Raw genomic sequence first — 18995 nt, 5'->3', positions numbered from 1 at the left:
TCACGGGTGGAGGTGCCGTCTCCACCCAGGGGTGGAGACGGCGTCGCTCAGACGTCGATGCGCGAGCGGTCCAGCGTGGCGGCGGAGCTGGTGATGAACTCCTTGCGCGGCGCCACCTCATTGCCCATCAGCAGATCGAAGACCTGCTCGGACGCTTCCAGGTCTCCGATGTTGATCCTCCGCAGGGTGCGGTGGCGCGGATCCATCGTGGTCTCCGCCAACTGGTCGGCGTCCATCTCGCCCAGACCCTTGTAACGCTGGATCGAGTCCTTGTACCGGACGTTCTTGCGCTGGAGCTCCAGCAGCCGCTGGCGCAGCTCGTTGTCCGAGTACGTGTAGATGTACTTGTCCTGGCCCTTCTTCGGCTGGACCAGCTCGATCCGGTGCAGCGGCGGCACCGCGGCGAAGACCCGTCCGGCCTCGACCATGGGCCGCATGTACCGCTGGAAGAGCGTCAGCAGCAGGACGCGGATGTGCGCGCCGTCGACATCGGCGTCCACCAGCAGGACGATCTTCCCGTAGCGGGCCGCGTCGATGTCGAAGGTCCGTCCGGACCCGGCTCCTATGACCTGGATGATCGCGCCGCACTCGGCGTTCTTCAGCATGTCCGAGACGGAGGCCTTCTGGACGTTGAGGATCTTGCCCCGGATCGGCAGCAGCGCCTGGAACTCGCTGTTCCGGGCGAGCTTCGCCGTACCGAGCGCGGAGTCGCCCTCGACGATGAAGAGCTCGCTGCGGTCCACGTCGTCGCTGCGGCAGTCGGCGAGCTTCGCCGGCAGCGAGGAGGACTCCAGCGCCGTCTTGCGACGCTGGGCGTCCTTGTGCTGGCGGGCCGCGATGCGGGTCCGCGCGGCCGCGACGGCCTTGTCCAGGACCGCCCTGGCCTGGGCCTTGGCGTCGCGCTTCGTCGAGGTCAGGAACGCCTTGAGCTCCTTGGCCACGACGTTGGCGACGATCCGGTTGGCCGCCGAGGTGCCGAGCACCTCCTTGGTCTGGCCCTCGAACTGCGGCTCGGCCAGACGCACGGTGACCACCGCGGTGAGGCCCTCCAGCGCGTCGTCCTTGACGATGTCGTCCTCGGCGACGCGGAGCAGCTTGGCGGAGCGCAGCGCCTCGTTGACCGTCTTGGTCACGGAGCGCTCGAATCCGGTCACATGGGTGCCGCCCTTGGGGGTGGCGATGATGTTGACGAACGACTTGAGGTTGATGTCGTACCCGGTGCCCCAGCGCAGGGCGATGTCGACCGCGAGCTCACGCGTGACCTCGGTCGCCGTCATGTGACCGCGCTCGTCCAGGACCGGCACGGTCTCCTTGAAGGTGCCCTGTCCGGTCAGGCGCAGGACGTCGCAGACCGCCTTGTCCTGGGCGAGGTACTCGCAGAATTCACTGATGCCGCCGTCGAAGCGGAAGGTCTCCTCGGTCTTGCCCTCGCCGTCGAGCCCGCGTTCATCGCGGACGAGGATCGTGAGGCCCGGAACGAGGAAGGCCGTCTGCCGTGCCCGCTGGTGGAGCGTCTCCAGGTTGAGCTTGGCGTCCTTGAGGAAGATCTGCCGGTCCGCCCAGTAACGCACCCTGGTGCCGGTGCGCGTCTTCGGTACCCGCTTGCCCTTGAGCAGGCCGTTGGCCGGGTCGAAGGGGCTGTCCGGCCCCTGCTCGGTGAAGATCCCCGGCACTCCGCGCCGGAAGCTGATCGAGTGCGTCGCGCTGCTGCGGTCGACCTCGACGTCGAGCCGGGCGGAGAGCGCGTTGACGACGGAGGCGCCGACGCCGTGCAGACCGCCGGACGCGGCGTAGGAACCGCCGCCGAACTTTCCTCCGGCGTGCAGCTTGGTCATCACGACCTCGACGCCGGACAGGCCCGTCTTGGGCTCGACATCGACGGGGATGCCACGCCCGTTGTCCCGGACCTCCACGGAGTTGTCGTCGTGGAGAATGACCTCGATGTGATCGCAGTAACCGCCCAGGGCCTCGTCGACGGAGTTGTCGATGATCTCCCAGAGGCAGTGCATGAGACCGCGGCTGTCGGTGGACCCGATGTACATCCCGGGGCGCTTGCGAACCGCTTCGAGCCCCTCGAGTACGAGCAGATGCCGCGCGGTGTAGTTGGAACCGTCTCGGTCTGCTCCGGTCAGCAGCGCAGTGGACGGCACGGACGTATCGGCGGTCACGCGGTTCGCTCCTCGCTGAATTTCATTTGGGGCCCAGTGGGTAACGGGCTCGGCTTCGGTCGCCGCTGAGAGGGTACCGAGGCCTGGTAGAGCGGTTGTACCGCCACCCTTCGACAACCCTCACACTAGTCCAGCCTCGCATGCACGTTCGATCCCTCGTAGGAGTGACGCGAACATCACGTTCCCTTCCAGGCATGAACCATTTAGGCTCCGGGCACGTCCTCATGAACAAACCGGCAAGCCGGCCGGGAGGATCCCACCAAGACAAGCAACGCGAAACCGTAGCGCTCCGCAATACGGCACATTCGCCGCCAACCGGCAACAGACAGCCATCTCGAGAAGAAGTTTCGAAGAAAAGCCACGAGCGGGAACGTTTTCGGCCTGGTTGGATGTTGACCCTGGTACGACAGCTCGTCGAGCTAGAGAAGAGGCGACGTGACTACTGTTCTGACCCCCGCGAGCCCGCTGACCGCAGCAGACCGCTGTGACCGTTGCGGCGCCCAGGCATATCTGCGCGTCGTCCTGATCAGCGGCGGTGAACTGCTCTTCTGCGCCCACCACGGTCGCAAGTTCGAGCCGGAACTCAAGAAGATCGCCGCGGAAATACAGGATGAGACGGACCGGCTCACGGCTGTGCAGGCCCAAGCCGCCGAAGAGGAACAACACTGACACCTCGCATCCACGACGAGCAAGGGCCAGGTCCCGGACCTGCCGACGGGCGGCTCCCCCAAGGGGGGCCGCCCGTTCTCGTACCAGCGCGGTGGTGTCGTTCAGCCGCCTTCCGGCATCCAGCCGATCGCGGCGGAGATCCGCGTGTACACCCCGGGGCTGCCTGCCCTGGCGCAGCCGTTCCCCCAGGACACCAGTCCGATGAGCCTCCCACGGGCCACCAGCGGCCCGCCGCTGTCGCCCTGGCATGCGTCGTACCCACCGAGCAGTTCGCCCGCGCAGAGCATCGCTGAGGCGTCGTACGTGCCGTTCCTGCCGCCCGGGTAGGCCTGTGCGCACGCGGTGTCGGGCAGAACGCTCACTTTCGCGGACCGCAGCGACGACGCGTAGTCACTGTTGCCCGTTGTGTCACCCCACCCGTAGACGACCGCCGCCGTGCCCGGCGCGTACGCCTCATCGCCGGTTTCGGCCATCGGGATCACACTCTTCCCGGGTAGTGCGTCGGCGAGGGTGAGCACGGCCAGGTCTCCCGCGTTCGTGGCGGGGTTGAATCCAGGGTTGGTCCAGGTCTCCCGTACGGGTACCTCCTGCCCCCCGGTCCCGCGCAGAGCGTCGCGTCCCGCGATGATCCGCAGATCACGCACGCTGCCGACATCTACGCCGAGCGCCTCGTGGCTCAGGCAGTGCGCAGCGGTCAGCACCTTCTTCGGCGCCACCACGACACCGCCGCAGAACTGGCCGGCCCGCGCATCCCCGAACCGGTCACGGCTGGAGAGTGCCACGACCCAGGGGCTGTCCTTGACGTGTGCCGGCTGACCACCGATGACTATGCCGTCCTCGGCCGCCCTGGCGGGAGACCCGAGCGGTATCAGGGCCGTGGCGGCGACCAGGGCGAACGCCCCGGTCAGAGTACGGAAGACGGTACGGGACATGCGGGCTCCTGACTCTGTGGTGAACCATTCCCACCCAGGGTCATCCCACCGGTCGCCGACCGCACGCGTTGATAGGCCGAGGGCCCGGTTCCCTCAATGGGATCCGGGCCCTCGGTCCGTGTACTCCTGCGACCTAGTCGAGGTAGTCGCGCAGCACCTGCGAACGCGACGGGTGGCGCAGCTTCGACATGGTCTTCGACTCGATCTGACGGATGCGCTCACGCGTCACGCCATAGACCTTGCCGATCTCGTCCAGGGTCTTCGGCTGACCGTCGGTGAGACCGAAGCGCATCGAGACCACACCGGCCTCACGCTCGGAGAGCGTGTCGAGGACCGAGTGCAGCTGCTCCTGGAGGAGCGTGAAGCTGACCGCGTCGGCCGGGACGACCGCCTCGGAGTCCTCGATCAGGTCACCGAACTCGCTGTCCCCGTCCTCACCCAGCGGGGTGTGGAGGGAGATCGGCTCACGCCCGTACTTCTGGACCTCGATGACCTTCTCGGGGGTCATGTCGAGTTCCTTGGCCAGCTCCTCCGGCGTGGGCTCACGGCCCAGGTCCTGGAGCATCTGGCGCTGCACACGGGCGAGCTTGTTGATGACCTCGACCATGTGCACCGGGATACGGATGGTGCGGGCCTGGTCGGCCATGGCGCGGGTGATCGCCTGACGGATCCACCAGGTGGCGTACGTGGAGAACTTGTAACCCTTGGTGTAGTCGAACTTCTCGACCGCACGGATCAGACCGAGGTTGCCTTCCTGGATGAGGTCCAGGAAGAGCATGCCGCGACCGGTGTAGCGCTTGGCCAGCGACACCACGAGACGGAGGTTGGCCTCCAGCAGGTGGTTCTTGGCGCGGCGGCCGTCCTCGGCGATGATCTCCAGCTCGCGCTTGAGCTTCGGAGCGAGCTTGTCGGAGTTCGCCAGCTTGTCTTCGGCGAACAGACCGGCCTCGATGCGCTTGGCGAGCTCGACCTCCTGCTCGGCGTTGAGGAGGGGAACCTTGCCGATCTGCTTCAGGTAGTCCTTGACCGGGTCGGCGGTGGCGCCGGCGACGGCGACCTGCTGCGCAGGTGCGTCGTCCTCGTCGTCGTCGGAGAGGACGAAGCCCTTGTTCTCGCCCTCGCCCTCCTCTTCCTCGCCCTTGCCAGCCTTTACTTCCTCGACCGCCTCGTCGCCGTCGAGGAGCTCGTCGTCCTGCTTTCCGGACTTCTTCGATGCTGTCTTCTTGGCCGCCGTCTTCTTCACGGCGGTCTTCTTGGCAGCCGTCTTCTTGGCTGCCGCCTTCTTCGCAGGGCCGGCCGCGGCAGCGTCGTCAGCCACCACGTCCACGGTCTCTGCCGGGGCGGCAGTGGCCGCGACCGTCCTGGTCACGGTCGTCTTGGCCGCGACGGTCTTGGTGGCGGTGCGCTTGACCGGGCTCTTCGCTGCGACGCTCTTGCGGGCACGTTTGGACGGCTCCGCGGCACTGACCATCAGCGTCACACCCTCTTCCTCGAGGATCTGGTTGAGGCTGCGCAGAACATTCTTCCACTGGGTTGGCGGAATCTGGTCAGCCTCGAAGGCCCGACGCACGTCATCGCCGGCGATCTGCCCATCAGCCTTTCCCCGCTCGATGAGCGCCATCACAGACTCGGACTCGGCGATCTCCGGCGGGAGCGTACGGGATGTGCTGGCCGACACGAACAACCTCTCGGAACGATGGAAACGGCTTCCGGCCCTGTCCTGGAGAGGACTGGAGCCGACGACCGCCGGGCTGGGAATGTACCGGCGGCGCGGGTTTGGCCTCAGAACTGCACAGCGCACTGAATGGCTGCTGTATTCCTTCCGCGACGGTCACCTCTTAAGTCATCGCACTGTTTCGAGGAGTGTTACGCCCAATCCGCGTGGCCCGAGTCACACCTCATTTGCGATAGACCTGACCAAGGGTACAAAGTCCCCACAACTGTGTCGCCGGACCGTGGCGGCCCGGCGACACGAGGTTCACAGACCCCGGCCGTGTTGCGCTCAGTGCTCGCGGGGCGCGGGCACCACGCGCTCCACCTCAGGGTGGACGACGAGCAGTTGCCGCATGGCCGATTCGGCACCCGCCGCGTCACCGGATGCGAGGGCGTCGACGATCCGGGCGTGGTGGCCGAGGGACGCCTCGCCGGGGCGGTCACAGCCCGTGACCGGGCCGCCCGAGACCTGCAGTGCCGCGGAGACGATGCCGGAGAGGTGCTCCAGCATGCGGTTGCCCGCCGCCTGGATGAGCAAGGAATGGAACTCCGCGTCGGCCCGGGAGCAGGTGATCGCGTCACCCTGCCCAACGGCGTGCCCCATGATCTCGACCATGTCGCCGAGGCGCTGCTGGATGTCCTCGCGGCCGTGGCCCGCGGCGAGACGGGCCGCGAGGGGCTCGATCGTCCAACGGAGCTCCCCGAGCTCGCGACGCTGGTCCTCACGCTGAGGGCCGAAGGCGCGCCATTCGATGATGTCGGGGTCGAGCAGGTTCCAGTCGCTGACGGGGCGGACCCGGGTGCCCACATTGGGCCGGGCGCTGACCAGGCCTTTTGCCTCCAGGACACGCAGCGATTCACGTACGACGGTGCGGGAGACCTCGAAACGCTGACCGATCTCCTCCGGCACGAGGGGGCGGTCGGCGCCCAGGTCACCGGAGACGATCATCTGACCCAGCTGCTGAACGAGTTGGCCGTGGAGGCCGCGGCCCCGACTGGCCGAGCCCCGCCGGCTCACGCGACCGAGGTCGGCGTCGGGGCCGCCCCAGGAACGAAGAGCGGCCCGCTCGCCGGCCGGCGCCTCCGCGTACGGGTAGCGGTCGATTTCACCCGGGCCGGCGAGGCCGGAATCGGCGGAGCGGGCGGCGGTCATCATGGTGTGCGCAAGGGTACTCACGCATCTTTTGTCGGCGCAGCTCACTCGGCTCTTGAGGTCTTTGGTGAAAAGCACACGAAAGGGTGATCGGCGCCAGCCCCCCAATTGACGCTTTACTGGTATAAACCGGGCACATTTAAGAGGGTTACGAGACTTGACTCGACCCGGCGGTCCTCTGCGACCGCCAACGGGCCCTGCCGTGAAGGCCGGTGAACAGATAGGCGCAGACCAGAACCGACAGCGAGAGCGCCAACGCGGTCCCCACCGGATGCGCCACGACACCCACGGCGAGTGCGATCCAGTGGTCCGTCTCGTGCGGCCAGCGCGGCCACATCAGTTCACGGAGCCCGGCCGGAAGCCCGGCGACCGGACGGACCCCGGGTCCCGTCAGCACCAGCTGGACAAGTGGTACGACCAGTACGGGAACGGCAAGTACCGCGGCGACACCGGCCGTAGTCACCCTGAAGACCCCGGCGGCCAGGAGGCCCGCCCAGGCGCAGCCCACGTTCAGCGCCACCCAACTCGCTGCCAGTGAAACGGAATTCGGCGGTACATGGATCCAGTCATGGCCGTACACGAGGCGAAGGGTTTCCGCGGAGACCAGTACGACGGCCAGGGCGAGCACCACGGCGACACCCGCGGACGCCATCAGTTTGGCCAGGAGCAGCCCCAGGCGGCGGGGAACCGTGCCACGGCCCGCCGCGAGCGCCGGGTAGCGGAATTCGTCGCCGAACGAGAGGGCGCCGAGCACTCCGGCCCCGACCGCCGCGGGCGGCAGCGGCAGCAGCGACGGCCAGGCCGCCAGCACTTTCGGCAGAGGCGCATGGGCGTTGCGGGCGAGGAGCACGGAGAGCCCGACGGAGACGGCCAGAACAGCGGCCATGATCAAGGTGGTTGTTCTGACGCCGAACAGACGGCGCAACTCGTATCGCAGCGGCTGAAGCGGGCCCCGGGCCGGGCGACGCCGGATAAGCAGCGCCGACTCCGGCACCGATGCCCGCGTGACCGGTCGCGGACCGCCTGCTCCCGCGCCGCCGTCTCGTCCGGCGGGGTCTGCGGAGTCAGGGTCTGCGGGGCGTGCGGGATCCGTGGGATTTGCGGGATCCGTGGGGCTTCCGGGGGCTCCTGAATCCGTTGAGTTCCCGGGCGCCGTGGGGCCGGTGTCACCGATCTCGTCGGCCAGCTGGTGCACCGGAAGCCCGTGCCGGAACGCCATGTCACCGATCTCCGCGCAGGTGGAGCCGTACACGGCGAGACGGCCGCCGGCTTCGGTGACCACCTCGACCGAGCGCCGGGCCGCCCGGGCCTCACGGCTGACCACTGCCGCGAGGCGGGCCGCGTGCGGGGTCCGGACCGCGACCCGGGGGCGCAGACGGGTACGGGAGAAGTCTCCGCCGTCCTGGTCGGCGACCAGGCGACCGCCGTCGATGGTGACCACTCGGTCGGCGGACCGGGCGGCCTCCTTGGGGTCTGCCGTGGAGTACAGAACGGTCCCGCCCCGGGCCGCACGGGCCCGCAACACCCCGTGCAGCCAAGAGCCCTCGCGCGGAGCGAGGCCCTCCGTCGGATCGTCGAGGACGAGCGTGTGCGGATCACCCAGCAGCGCCGAAGCGAGGGCGAGACGTCGGTCCATGCCGAGCGAGAGGGCGCCGATGCGCTGGTCACCGAGCCCGGCGAGGCCTACGAGCTCAAGCAGCTCATCAGCCCGTGTCGCGGGTACGCCCGCGGCGGCGCAGAGCATCCGGAGCTGACCGCGAGCGGTCCGGGCCGGATGCCCCGGTACGTCTCCGAGCAGCACACCCACCTCACGCGCGGGGTGCGGGATCCGGTGCATCGGCCTGCCCCGGAAGTAGGTGACCCCCCGCCCCGGGTCGAGCTCCAGCATGAGGCGGAGGGCCGCGGTCTTGCCCGAGCCGGGGGCGCCCAGAAGAGCGGTGACATGGCCGGGCCGGGCTTCGAAGGTGAGATCGTCCACGGCGGCCCGAGGGCCGCGGCGGGGGGCGCTGGTGGTGAGTCCGATGGCCTGGAGCATCGCTTCCCTCGCGGAAGGTGAGACCGCTCGACGGCAGTGCGGGTACCAATGAAATATAACCCGACATATCCGACTTTTTGCGCAGCCTCAGCCCGGTGAGTGTTCCGCGAGGTCAGACTTCCGGCCTCAGCATCGGGGGATTGAGCACGGTGGCCGCCCCGGCCCGGAAGAGCTGGGCCGGGCGACCGCCCTGGCGCGTGGTCGTACCGCCGGTGGGCACCAGGAAGCCGGGGGTGCCGGTGACCTTGCGGTGGAAGTTCCGCGGGTCGAGAACCACTCCCCACACCGCCTCGTACACCCTCCGGAGCTCGCCGACCGTGAACTCCTGAGGGCAGAAGGCGGTGGCCAGGGAGGAGTACTCGATCTTGGAGCGGGCGCGTTCGACCCCGTCGGCAAGGATCTGCGCGTGGTCGAAGGCCAGCGGGGCCTGACTCTCTCCCTCGTGGCCGAAGCTCCCGTCCGCTCCGAGCAGGTCTTCGACGGACGCCCATCGCGCGCTGTTCGCATCGCCGCCGGCCCGTGGGGCCGGCAGGTCGGGTGCCAGGGCGAGGTGGGCGACGCTGACGACTCGCATCCGCGGGTCACGGCCGGGGTCCCCGTAGGTGGCGAGCTGTTCGAGGTGGGCACCGTTACCGACCGCCGGGGCCGACGGATCCTGGGCGCACAGGCCGGTCTCCTCGACCAGTTCGCGCGCTGCTGCGGCTCCGAGATCCTCATCGGCTTTGACGAACCCGCCGGGCAGTGCCCATCGCCCCTGGAACGGTGGCTCACCACGGCGTACCACCAGCGCGCAGAGCGCGTGGCGGCGCACCGTGAGCACGACCAGGTCGACGGTGACGGCGAAGGGCGGGAAGGTCGACGGGTCGTAGGGCGGCATGCGGTGATCATAGTCGTCTGCCTGACGATAAACACTCCCTTCGCAGGGCTCGTCCCTCGGCTGTTCCGGTAGTGGCTCCTCCGGGGGCGGATGGCCGCACCGCGTCCTGGCACGGCGCCGGGACGCGTGTCACCACGGCACCGCATGGGCCCTGGCACGGACGCCCAGTACATGGCAGTGACGCGAGGCCTCGTGGAGCGACGGGGCGCGCGAGTCATCCATCGTCCTGGGACACACGCCGACCGGGGGTGCCTTGCCCGGAGCGGCGCCGGGTGGCCGCCGATTCGGGACGGGCGGAGCCGGACGGGGTCTTCTTCCGGCGCGTGGTGGCCGGCCGGGCTGTGCGCGGTCGCGCGCTCCGGTCCGGCCGGTGCCCGCGCCGCCCCGTTCGTACACTGCGCTCCCCGCGCAGGCATCGGCGCAGAGTCTCCGGGTCGAGGCCCTGGTTGCACGCCTCATGAAGCAGTTGGGCAAAGGTGTACGTGGGATCCATCCGCAGGGCGAGGCCCAGTGCTACCCGCGCGCCCGGCTCGTCGCCCGTCGACCACGAGACCCATCCGGCCAGGGTCAGTGGCGCCGCGGCGTGCTCCTCGTACGGTGCCACGCAACGACGGGACAGCGCGCGCCAGAGCCGCAGCGCCGAATCGGCTTCCGGGCCCTCCATCCACTCCGCCGCCCTGTCGCGGGTTTCCCGGTCCTGCAGTCCGAGAATCACGGCGGCTGCCTCGTCATGACTGATCAGTCCGTCATCGCCGATGTCCGAGGCGGAGGGCGTCGTCCCCGGCGCCTCCCCCAGGCGTTTCATGAGCTGCCGGGCCAGGTCCAGGGTCTCTCGGGCCACGTCCTCGCGTCCCGCTTCGTCGAGGAGCTTGGGCACCAGCTCGGCACCCGCCGAGTCGAGCGCGCGTTGCTGGCCCACAGCCGCCGAGGTGGTCAGAGGAGCGAGCCTCGCCTCCATCTCCCGCAGCGTTCCCCGCACTTGGATGCCGGCGTACGCGGCAGCGGCCGCCATCACCGAAGTGCCGGGCATGGCCAGTTGGTTTCCTTCCGTCGGGCAGCAACGCTCGTCCGGACAGCAGTAGGACCAGTACCGGCCGTCGGAGATGCAGAGCGCTTCGAGCACCGGTACGTCCAGCCCGCCGCAGGCCGTACGCAGACGCTGGGCGAATGGCCGCAGCCGCTCCATGATCCGGCTGCCGGACTCGCCCTCGGCGGGGTCCTGGCAGAGGAAGATGACGATCGCGTCGGGGCGTTCACCGCGCCGCTCGCTCCCCTTGATCAGGCACTCGGCGAGCTGCTCGGCGACGGGCGCCCACTCCTGGGGCGATTGCGGGATGCCGAGCCTGAGCCGGCCGCCGAAGCGGCCCCTGCCGCCGTGCAGGGCGACCATGATCACGCTGTCGTTCGGGTGGAACCCCATGAGGTAGGGGAGAGCATCGGCGAGTTCGGCAGGCCCTCGGAGGGTGATCTGCTGCTCGTCGGCCGGACCGGTGGATTCGTGGTGCTGGTTCATGGCATGACCGTCCCGCGAGAAGCGGGATTCCGCGACCCCCTGTGGATAACTTGTCCACAGGGGGCACGGGGTGCTGGCGGTCCGCCGTACCCGGCGGGTTGCATGGGGGCATGACGCACTCGACCCGCGCGGCTCTCAGGGCCTCGCCGACTCCGTACGTGCCCGACTCGTCGGCGGGTGCCGACAGCGCGCCTCAGCCTGCTGCGGCGAGGACCAGTGGTAGGACCTGGTCGCTGCCTGCCTGGCGCAGTAGCCGGGCGGCGACCGCGAGGGTCCAGCCGGATTCGGTGCAGTCGTCCACGAGCAGGACGGGACCGGGAGTGCGTGCCAGGGCGTCGGCCAGCTCCTCGGGGACGGCGAACGCGCCGGAGAGCGCCCGGAGGCGTTGGGCGGAGTTGCTGCGGCGTGCCGTATGCGCGCCGTCCGGCCCGGTGTACGTCAGGGTGCCGAGGAAGGGCAGGCGGCCGATCGTCGCGATTCCCCGGGCGAGGGAGCCGACCAGCTGCGGGCGGGTCAGGGACGGTACGGCGACGACGCCCACCGGCCGTGCAGTGGCGTCCGGGACACTCGGCGCCCAGCCGCCCGCGGAGCGCGCCCAGTCGGCGAGGACCGCCACCGCGGCCTGCAGGACATCGTCGGGGACCGGTCCATCGGGCGCGTTCTCGGCCAGCAGCGGGCGCAGCCGGTTGCCCCAGCCGATGTCCGAGAGCCGGCCCAGGGCACGACCGGTGGAGCACTGCTCCTTGGCCGGGATACGGCCCTTGAGCTCGATGCCCAGAGCGGGCATCCCCGTCGGCCACATCCGACGCGGCTCGACCTCAACGCCCGGCCGGTCCAGTTCCTTGGCCGCGCCCATCAGGGTGTCCGTCGAGACGGCCGAATCGGCCCAGGCGCCCGCGCAGTTGTCACAGCGGCCGCACGGGGCCGCCCCTTCGTCGTCCAGCTGTCGGCGCAGGAACTCCATCCGGCACTGGGACGTGCTCGCGTAGTCGCGCATGGCCTGCTGTTCGGCGGCCCGCTGCCGCGCCACCCACGCGTAGCGGTCGGCGTCGTACACCCACTCGGCTCCCGTGGCCGTCCAGCCGCCCTTCACGCGCTTGACCGCGCCATCGACGTCCAGCACCTTCAGCATCGACTCCAAGCGGGTGCGCCGTAGATCCACCACCGCTTCCAGCGCCGGCACGGACAGTGGCCGTCCCGCGCCGGCGAGGGCCGAGAGAGTCTGTCGGACCTGCGCCTCGGGCGGGAAGGCGGTATCGGCGAAGTAGCGCCAGATCGCCTCGTCCTCCTTGCCCGGCAGCAGCAGAACATCGGCGTGGGCGACACCGCGCCCCGCGCGCCCCACCTGCTGGTAGTAGGCGATCGGCGAGGACGGCGAGCCGAGATGCACCACGAAGCCCAGGTCCGGCTTGTCGAAGCCCATGCCCAGGGCCGAGGTCGCGACCAGTGCCTTGACCCGGTTCTCCTGCAGGTCGACCTCGGCCTGCAGCCGGTCGGCGTTCTCCGTCTTCCCGGTGTACGAGGCCACGCGGAAACCGCGCTGGCGCAGGAAGGCGGTGGCCTCCTCGGCCGCCGCGACCGTGAGGGTGTAGATGATCCCCGAGCCCTGCAGGTCGTCCAGGTGCTCGGCGAGCCAGGCCAGGCGGTGCGCGGCGTCCGGCAGCCGGACCACACCCAGCCGCAGGCTCTCCCGCTCCAGCGGGCCGCGCAGCACCAGGGCCTCGCCGGCTCCGGTACCCAGCTGATCGGCCACGTCCGCGGTGACCCGCGCGTTCGCGGTCGCCGTGGTGGCCAGCACCGGCACGCCGGGGGCCAGCTCGGCGAGCATGGCCCGCAGCCTGCGGTAGTCGGGACGGAAGTCATGGCCCCAGTCGGAGATGCAGTGTGCCTCGTCCACCACCAGCAGACCAGTGGTGGCCGCGAGCTTGGGCAGCACCTGATCGCGGAAATCCACCGAGTTGAGGCGCTCCGGACTCACGAGGAGAACGTCGGTGTCGCCGCGCTCGACCTCCTCGTAAATGGTGTCCCACTCCTCCGGGTTGGCCGAGTTGATGGTGCGCGCCCGGATGCCGGCCCGGGCCGCCGAGTCGACCTGGTTGCGCATCAGGGCCAGCAGCGGCGAGACGATCACCGTGGGCCCGGCACCACGCCGGCGCAGCAGAGCGGTGGCGACGAAGTACACCGCGGACTTGCCCCAGCCCGTGCGCTGCACCACCAGCGCGCGCCGGCGCTCCTCCACCAGTGCGGCCACCGCCTGCCACTGGTCCTCCCGCAACCGCGCCGAACCCCCGGGGTCGCCTACGAGCTCGGCAAGGATGGCATCGGCTTCGGCGCGGAGCTCCAGGGTGTTCATGCCCCCATGCAACCCGATGGCTCGGACAATCGGCGACTTCACCCCACGTGACACACAGCTCACAGAGGACCGGGTCGCCCAGGTGTTCCCTGGCACGGGGAGCGCTCGGGTGTCATCCGCGTTCCGACGGGCTACCGAGTGGCTCGGATCGGTGTTTCCGCTGGTCCTCGCCGTTCAGATGTGATGGGAGGAGTCATCCGTGCACAGCGTGGGCAGGGATATCAGAGTCATTTCGGCCGATTCCCGTCACCTGCGCCAATTGCTCGTTGCCGCCCGCCGATACGCCAGGAAGAATTGGACTCGCTCCCCGCACAGTCCCTTTCGCGGCCCGGAAGGGTTGTGCCGCGGTGCGCCCTCACTCGACCCTGCCCGCACCATGGGCGCGTATGCGAAGGGAGGATCGTGACCTTCGGATTCGCTCCGTCCGCAGCCACTTCGATGTCGGCGTCCGCCGACTCGGCCAACCGTCTCGCCAGGATGCTCGAACCCGCCGAGTGGGCCGAAGCGGGGATACCGCTGCTGCGCAGCCCCCGCGAAGTCGTCAGCGGCCTGCACTCCCGGCACCGGCCGACCCCGGCGACCGCTGTGATCGCCGTGCTCGACCATGAGGAACGCCTCGCGGCCAGCGCTTCGTTCGCCCGGCGCTCCATCGCCGCGGACGGCTGGGAGTTCCGCAACGCCCTGCTGGCGCATCTGCGCCGGGTCATCCCGCACGATCTTCGTCGCCGCACTCCTGTCCGTACCGCGGTGCTTCTCTACTGCCGTGAGGGCGAGGAGCCCTGGACGGAGGAGGACGGAGCGTGGATGTGGGGCCTGCGGGATGCCTGCACACTGCACGGACTGCGGTGCGGCGCGTACATCACGCTGACCCGCGGTGGTTGGCAAGTACTGGGCGAGGGTCGCGGCGGGCGCAGTCCCAACTCCATGTCACGGCCGTCCGCTCTCGCCGACGTCTCGCTGGACCAGGATCCGGCTCCGCTGCGCACCGGCGGCGGAGCCTCGCAGGCGCTTCGGCACACCGCGGCCCGCTGACCCACGAACCGCCAGCCCGGCCGCCCTGTCGGACAGCCGGGCCGGCGGCCACGGTCATGTGTGCCGTACGGATCAGACCGCGGCACCGAGCGCCGCGTTGATCCGCTGCGGGTCCCCGCACACGATCAGCAGTGCTCCGGCACGCTCCCGCGCCGCGGTCAGCGCGCCGTCGACGGTGTCGCCACCGTTGACCGCGACGATCACCACCGGACGGGTCCGCACCCGGTCCGCGGCTGCGGCACCGGCGAAGAAGACATCGTCGCCGGCCTCGTGCTGCGCCCAGTAGGCGGCCTCGCCGAAGGAGAGTTCGTGCGCGGCCCACGGGTGCTGCTCACCGGTGGTGAGCACCAGGATGTCGCCCGGTGCACGGCCGGATTCAAGCAGCAGGTCCACCGCTTCGTCGGCGGCATCGAGTGCGCCGGCCGCCGAAGCGGGGATCAGCTGGATCTGCGGTGCGGAACGATTCTCCGGCGTATCCGTCCGGGGTTGGCCGGGGGTGGGGTGCGGGCGCTGCGCCGGGGGCGCGGGCCTCGCGGGGCCGGGCCCGGGACGACCGGGGCGCGGCGTGGCCGCTGAACGCGGGCCGGGTACGGGACGGGGGGTCGACGCGGTACGGCCGGCGGCCGGAGTGACGCGGGGACCCTGGGCGCTCTCGTGAATCTGAGGCTCCTCGGGGATGAGAGGCATGGGTGGTTGTCTATCAAACGCCGGCGCTCGGGGCGTCGGCGGGTGGGTGCATGTGCGCGATCAGAAGTCGAAGCCGAGCTGGCCCCCGCTTTCCAGTGCAGCCGCCTCGGCGGAGATACGGACCTTCTTGAGGTGCTGCCACCTGGGCAGCACGTCGAGATAGGACCACGACAGACGGTGGTGGGGTGTCGGTCCCCATTCCTCCAGCGCGGCCCTGTGTACGGGCGAGGGATAACCGGCGTTGGCCCCGAAGGCGAATTCGGCGTACTCGCCGGAATCCGCGCCCAGTTCGGCCATCATCGTGTCCCGGTGGACCTTCGCGATCACCGAAGCGGCCGCGACCGCGATACAGGACTGGTCGCCCTTGATCACTGTGCGGACCTGCCAGGGCTGTCCCAGGTAGTCGTGCTTGCCGTCGAGTATCACCGCGTCCGGCCGTACCGGCAGGGCTTCAAGGGCACGTACTGCGGCGAGGCGCAGCGCGGCCGTCATCCCGAGCTCGTCGATCTCCTGCGGGGAGGCGTCGCCGAGACCGAATGCGGTGACCCAGCGCTCCAGCAACGGCGCGAGCTCCGCGCGGCGTTTGGGGCTGATCAGCTTGGAGTCGGTGAGTCCGGCGGGAGCTCTGCGGAGGCCGGTGACGGCTGCGCACACTGTGACCGGTCCCGCCCACGCTCCGCGTCCGACCTCGTCGACACCGGCGACGATCTTGGCACCGGTGGTGGCGCGCAGTGAGCGCTCGACGGTGTGGGTGGGTGGTTCGTACGGCATGGCGCCTGTCAGCGTACGCCGATGGGGCGGCCTACGACACCCCGGGGCGCCCGTCGGCCGCCACGCGGTAGCGACACGGCCCCGGCAAGGGTCGCGACGCGGCGGTGGAGGCCGACGTTCCGTATGGCGCGGTGCCTCGGAGGGGGCGCTTCCGAGGCCGGTGGGCATGGTGGTGCGATGCCGGTGCACGGGGCCGTCGTGCCCGCGCGTACGTGGTCCCAGGCCGGTCAGTACGGGTCGTACGGATCGCTTTCGTCACCGTCGCGATCGCTGCCTCCGGTGCCCGTGCGCGATCCGGTGCAGGACTGCGCCGGACCGGCCGGATTCCGCTTCAGGATGTCGCGGGCCCGTGCTTCGCCCCAGCTGGTGGCGTACCAGGGAACGTCGTCGGTGCGCAGTGACCGTTCGATGTCCGTGAGGGCGCAGGAGCGCAGCGGTTCGGGCAACGTGTCCAGGGCCGGTACGGCGTCGGCCGACAGGTCCTTGAGGTAGTCGATGTCGATCGAGTGGTCGTCGCGGTACCGCTGGACGTTCTGCTCAGCGATCAGCCCGTCGGGCGAGATCAGCCCGAACGCGAGGACACCGACGGCCGCGCTCGCGGCCACGGCACGCGGCAGCATGCGGGCACCGAACACTCCGGCGGCCATGATCAGGACGAGCACCACGCCCAGCCAGAGCTCCACGGCGGCCACGGACATCCGCAGCCGGGTCAGACCGTACGCGTCGACGTAGAGGTCCATCCGCCTCAGCGCGGAGGCCACGACGATCAGGGTGAGCAGGCACAGCGCACCGAGCACGCTCCGGACGAGAGTGCGGTCGCCGTCCCGTCCGCGTGGGGCCCAGCGCAGGGCGAGCGCGATCACCAGCAGTGTGAGGACCGTGGCCCAGAGAAGCTGCCAGAAGCCCTGTCGGGCGTATGCGGAGTAGCTGAGATCTGTCTCGGCCATCACCTTGTCGTATCCGCCGAGCAGCACGGTGAGCTGGACAGCGATGAAGACGGCGAACAGCAGGTTCAGCACGATGAGCGGCAGGGCCCACTCCAGCCGCCCGCGGGCCTTCCCCTGACGGACTGTGAGGCCGTCCCAGCGGATCGGAGCGGCTGCGGCGTACGCGGCGGCGAGCGCGCCGGCCAGACCGACCAGGAAGAGGAAGAACCGCCACGGGCTGCCGGTGAGCGAAACATCGGGCATCAGGTCGCCGAGCACATCCGCGAAGGCTGCGTCGGCGCTCGCGAACAGCGCTCCGAACACGATGAGCAGGACGACCGCCACCGCGACGCTGCGGAGAACGACCCCCAACCGGCCGCGGGATCCCGTCATTCGGGCGCGCACGCCCCGCCCGCCCCAGGCCAGACCGTCCGCAATGGCGCTGAACAGGCCCAGCGACCCCAGGAACACCCCGAGCCAACTGCGGTTGCCGTGCAGGGCGAGTGAGCCCAGCGCGATGGCTGAAACCACGGCCAGGAAGACGGGCCAGCCGGCGTCCCGAAGGGCCGGGACGGCGAGGAGCCCCAGCCCGCCGAGCGCCCACAGCGCCGTCCACGGGCGGAGGCGGCGACCGGCCGTCCGTGCGGCGAAGCAGGCCCCGAGCGTTGCCGGGACCGCGACGATCAGCGCGTTCACACCGAGACCGTCGCCCAGCAGCAGGGCGCTCAGTATCGCCGTGGCAACGACGCAGCAGAGCGTCGCGCCCTGGATGGCGGCGGGCGGCGCCGGGCGCAGTGTGGACAGCGCGGAGGCCTGCTGAGAGCTGCCCTGCCGCCAGGGGTTGGGCGGATACTGCCCGCCGTGCTGCGCGTATCCGGGCACTTTCGGTGGCTCGGGAACGGTGCTGCGGGGCTGTGACGGCGCCGCCTTCGACGATGCGATCCGCTCGGCTGTTCCGGGCTGCCCCGACGGCTCGGACGGCTCCGGTCCGTCTGCCGGCCGGGGCGTTTCTGACATGTGATCGGACATGGGACCCCTCCCCCACCGAGGTCCGCGCACACCGCCCGCAGGGCGGCGGCTGAGGCACCCCGGCGTCTCATTTTCGGCGCACGCCCGTCTGAATGATCATCAACGGCGGCGTGGCCGAAAGAGTAGCTTCCGCTCGTTGTTCCGAACCGTGCGGGAGGGAGCTGTGGCCGTACCGTGACAGTCCGGCGGCCCGGCCCTGCGCTCCGCCCGTCGGCGGCTCAGCTGCCGCCCGGCCGCTGTGGGAACCAGTCCGGCAACTCCTCCGTCCGCGCCGTCCAGTCGGCCGGCGGCGCGCCCGCCCTGCCCGCCGCGACGATCCCGCCGACGATCGCACACGTCGTGTCGACGTCGCCGCCCGCCTGGGCGGTCACCCAGAAGGCCTGCTCGAAGTCGCCGAGGCTCCGCGCCGCCGACCAGAGGGCGAACGGAACGGTGTCGTGTGCGCTGGTACGCCGGCCGTTGCCGAGGACCGCCGCGACCGTTCCGGCGTCGCCGTAGTCGAGCATGTCGCGGGCCCGGCGCAGCCCGGCACCGACAGCGCTGCGGGGTACGAGCGCGATGACGCCGTCGAGCAGTTCCGCCGGGGTGGGCGGCCCGGTCGTGGCCGCCGCCAGTGAGGCCGCCGCCGCGACGGCCATCGCGCCCACGACCGCCTCGCGGTGCTGGTGCGTGGTGTACGAGGAGATCTCGGCCTGGTGGGTGGCCTGCTCCGGATCGTCCGCGTACCAGGCGCCGAGCGGTGCGATCCGCATCGCCGAGCCATTGCCCCAGGACCCCTGTCCCTGGAACAGCGCGGACGCCAGCTCCCGCCAGTCACCGCCCTCCCGGACCAGTCTGAGCAGCCGGTTCACGGCGGGGCCGTAACCGCGGTCGAAGTCGTGGTGGTCGGCGAAGGAGTGGGCGAGCGCGTCCTGGTCGATCCGTTCGTGCTCCACCAGCACGGCCAGCACCGAGCACGCCATCTCGGTGTCGTCCGTCCACTGCCAGGAGCCGGGTGGGAGTTCACGCCGCTTCAGCAGCGGATAGTTGGCAGGCACAAAGAACTGGGAGCCCAGTGCGTCTCCCACGGAGAGCCCGCGCAGGCTGGCCAGGGCGCGCAGGGCCCGTTGGCCGGAAGCAGAGTCAGCGGTTGTCATC

Annotated in this window: 14 protein-coding genes; 2 read left to right on the top strand and 12 right to left on the bottom strand. The window is 70.2% G+C overall.

All coding sequences use genetic code 11. From position 1 onward, the window contains the following. Nucleotides 1-47: 47 nt before the first annotated feature. A complete protein-coding gene (locus ABZ622_RS25260; protein ID WP_360546783.1) occupies nt 48-2168 on the bottom strand; it encodes a DNA topoisomerase IV subunit B in 2121 nt (706 codons plus the stop codon). A gap of 435 nt (nt 2169-2603) precedes the next feature. Between ABZ622_RS25260 and ABZ622_RS25255 the strand changes: the two genes are divergently transcribed. Continuing rightward, entirely contained in the window at nt 2604-2837 is a 234-nt protein-coding gene (locus ABZ622_RS25255; RefSeq protein WP_024489001.1) for a hypothetical protein, read from the top strand. Nucleotides 2838-2938: 101 nt separating this feature from the next. Here the strand turns inward: ABZ622_RS25255 and ABZ622_RS25250 are convergent, their stop codons facing one another. The 7 genes from ABZ622_RS25250 to ABZ622_RS25220 all read right to left on the bottom strand — a co-directional run bounded on the left by ABZ622_RS25250 (nt 2939) and on the right by ABZ622_RS25220 (nt 13413). Continuing rightward, nucleotides 2939-3769, bottom strand: coding sequence for a serine protease (locus tag ABZ622_RS25250; protein WP_360546781.1), 831 nt, complete (start codon nt 3767-3769; stop codon nt 2939-2941). Between the two features lie 133 nt (nt 3770-3902). Then, entirely contained in the window at nt 3903-5447 is a 1545-nt protein-coding gene (locus tag ABZ622_RS25245) for an RNA polymerase sigma factor (protein ID WP_360546779.1), read from the bottom strand. A 324-nt stretch (nt 5448-5771) separates the two neighbouring features. Next, nucleotides 5772-6659, bottom strand: a complete 888-nt coding sequence (locus ABZ622_RS25240; protein WP_360546777.1) for a FadR/GntR family transcriptional regulator — start codon at nt 6657-6659, stop codon at nt 5772-5774. A 124-nt stretch (nt 6660-6783) separates the two neighbouring features. Further along, the gene (locus tag ABZ622_RS25235) at nt 6784-8670 is read right to left on the bottom strand and encodes an ATP-binding cassette domain-containing protein (protein WP_360546775.1); all 1887 of its coding nucleotides are present in this window, start codon (nt 8668-8670) and stop codon (nt 6784-6786) included. Nucleotides 8671-8782: 112 nt separating this feature from the next. Continuing rightward, nucleotides 8783-9547, bottom strand: coding sequence for an NUDIX hydrolase (locus ABZ622_RS25230; RefSeq protein ID WP_360546773.1), 765 nt, complete (start codon nt 9545-9547; stop codon nt 8783-8785). A 214-nt stretch (nt 9548-9761) separates the two neighbouring features. Further along, nucleotides 9762-11060 carry a DUF4192 domain-containing protein gene (locus ABZ622_RS25225; RefSeq protein ID WP_360546771.1) on the bottom strand — a complete coding sequence of 433 codons (1299 nt, stop codon included), beginning with the start codon at nt 11058-11060 and terminating at the stop codon, nt 9762-9764. Nucleotides 11061-11253: 193 nt separating this feature from the next. Beyond that, nucleotides 11254-13413, bottom strand: a complete 2160-nt coding sequence (locus ABZ622_RS25220; protein ID WP_360546769.1) for a RecQ family ATP-dependent DNA helicase — start codon at nt 13411-13413, stop codon at nt 11254-11256. Nucleotides 13414-13815: 402 nt separating this feature from the next. Between ABZ622_RS25220 and ABZ622_RS25215 the strand changes: the two genes are divergently transcribed. Then, the gene (locus ABZ622_RS25215) at nt 13816-14445 is read left to right on the top strand and encodes a hypothetical protein (RefSeq protein ID WP_360546767.1); all 630 of its coding nucleotides are present in this window, start codon (nt 13816-13818) and stop codon (nt 14443-14445) included. Nucleotides 14446-14517: 72 nt separating this feature from the next. Here the strand turns inward: ABZ622_RS25215 and ABZ622_RS25210 are convergent, their stop codons facing one another. The 4 genes from ABZ622_RS25210 to ABZ622_RS25195 form a co-directional block, all read right to left on the bottom strand. Continuing rightward, a complete protein-coding gene (locus ABZ622_RS25210; protein WP_360546765.1) occupies nt 14518-15132 on the bottom strand; it encodes a hypothetical protein in 615 nt (204 codons plus the stop codon). Between the two features lie 60 nt (nt 15133-15192). Then, nucleotides 15193-15903, bottom strand: a complete 711-nt coding sequence (locus tag ABZ622_RS25205) for a ribonuclease HII (protein WP_360546763.1) — start codon at nt 15901-15903, stop codon at nt 15193-15195. Between the two features lie 227 nt (nt 15904-16130). Then, on the bottom strand, nt 16131-17858 hold the full coding sequence (locus ABZ622_RS25200) for a DUF4153 domain-containing protein (RefSeq protein WP_360546761.1): 1728 nt from the start codon (nt 17856-17858) through the stop codon (nt 16131-16133). A 218-nt stretch (nt 17859-18076) separates the two neighbouring features. After that, nucleotides 18077-18994, bottom strand: coding sequence for an ADP-ribosylglycohydrolase family protein (locus ABZ622_RS25195; protein WP_360546759.1), 918 nt, complete (start codon nt 18992-18994; stop codon nt 18077-18079). Nucleotide 18995 lies beyond the last annotated feature (1 nt).

This window comes from Streptomyces sp. NPDC007164, from assembly GCF_040634135.1.
GTDB lineage: Bacteria > Actinomycetota > Actinomycetes > Streptomycetales > Streptomycetaceae > Streptomyces > Streptomyces sanglieri.
Note: the sequence above shows the minus strand (reverse complement) of the source record. Positions and strands in the feature narration are given on the sequence as shown.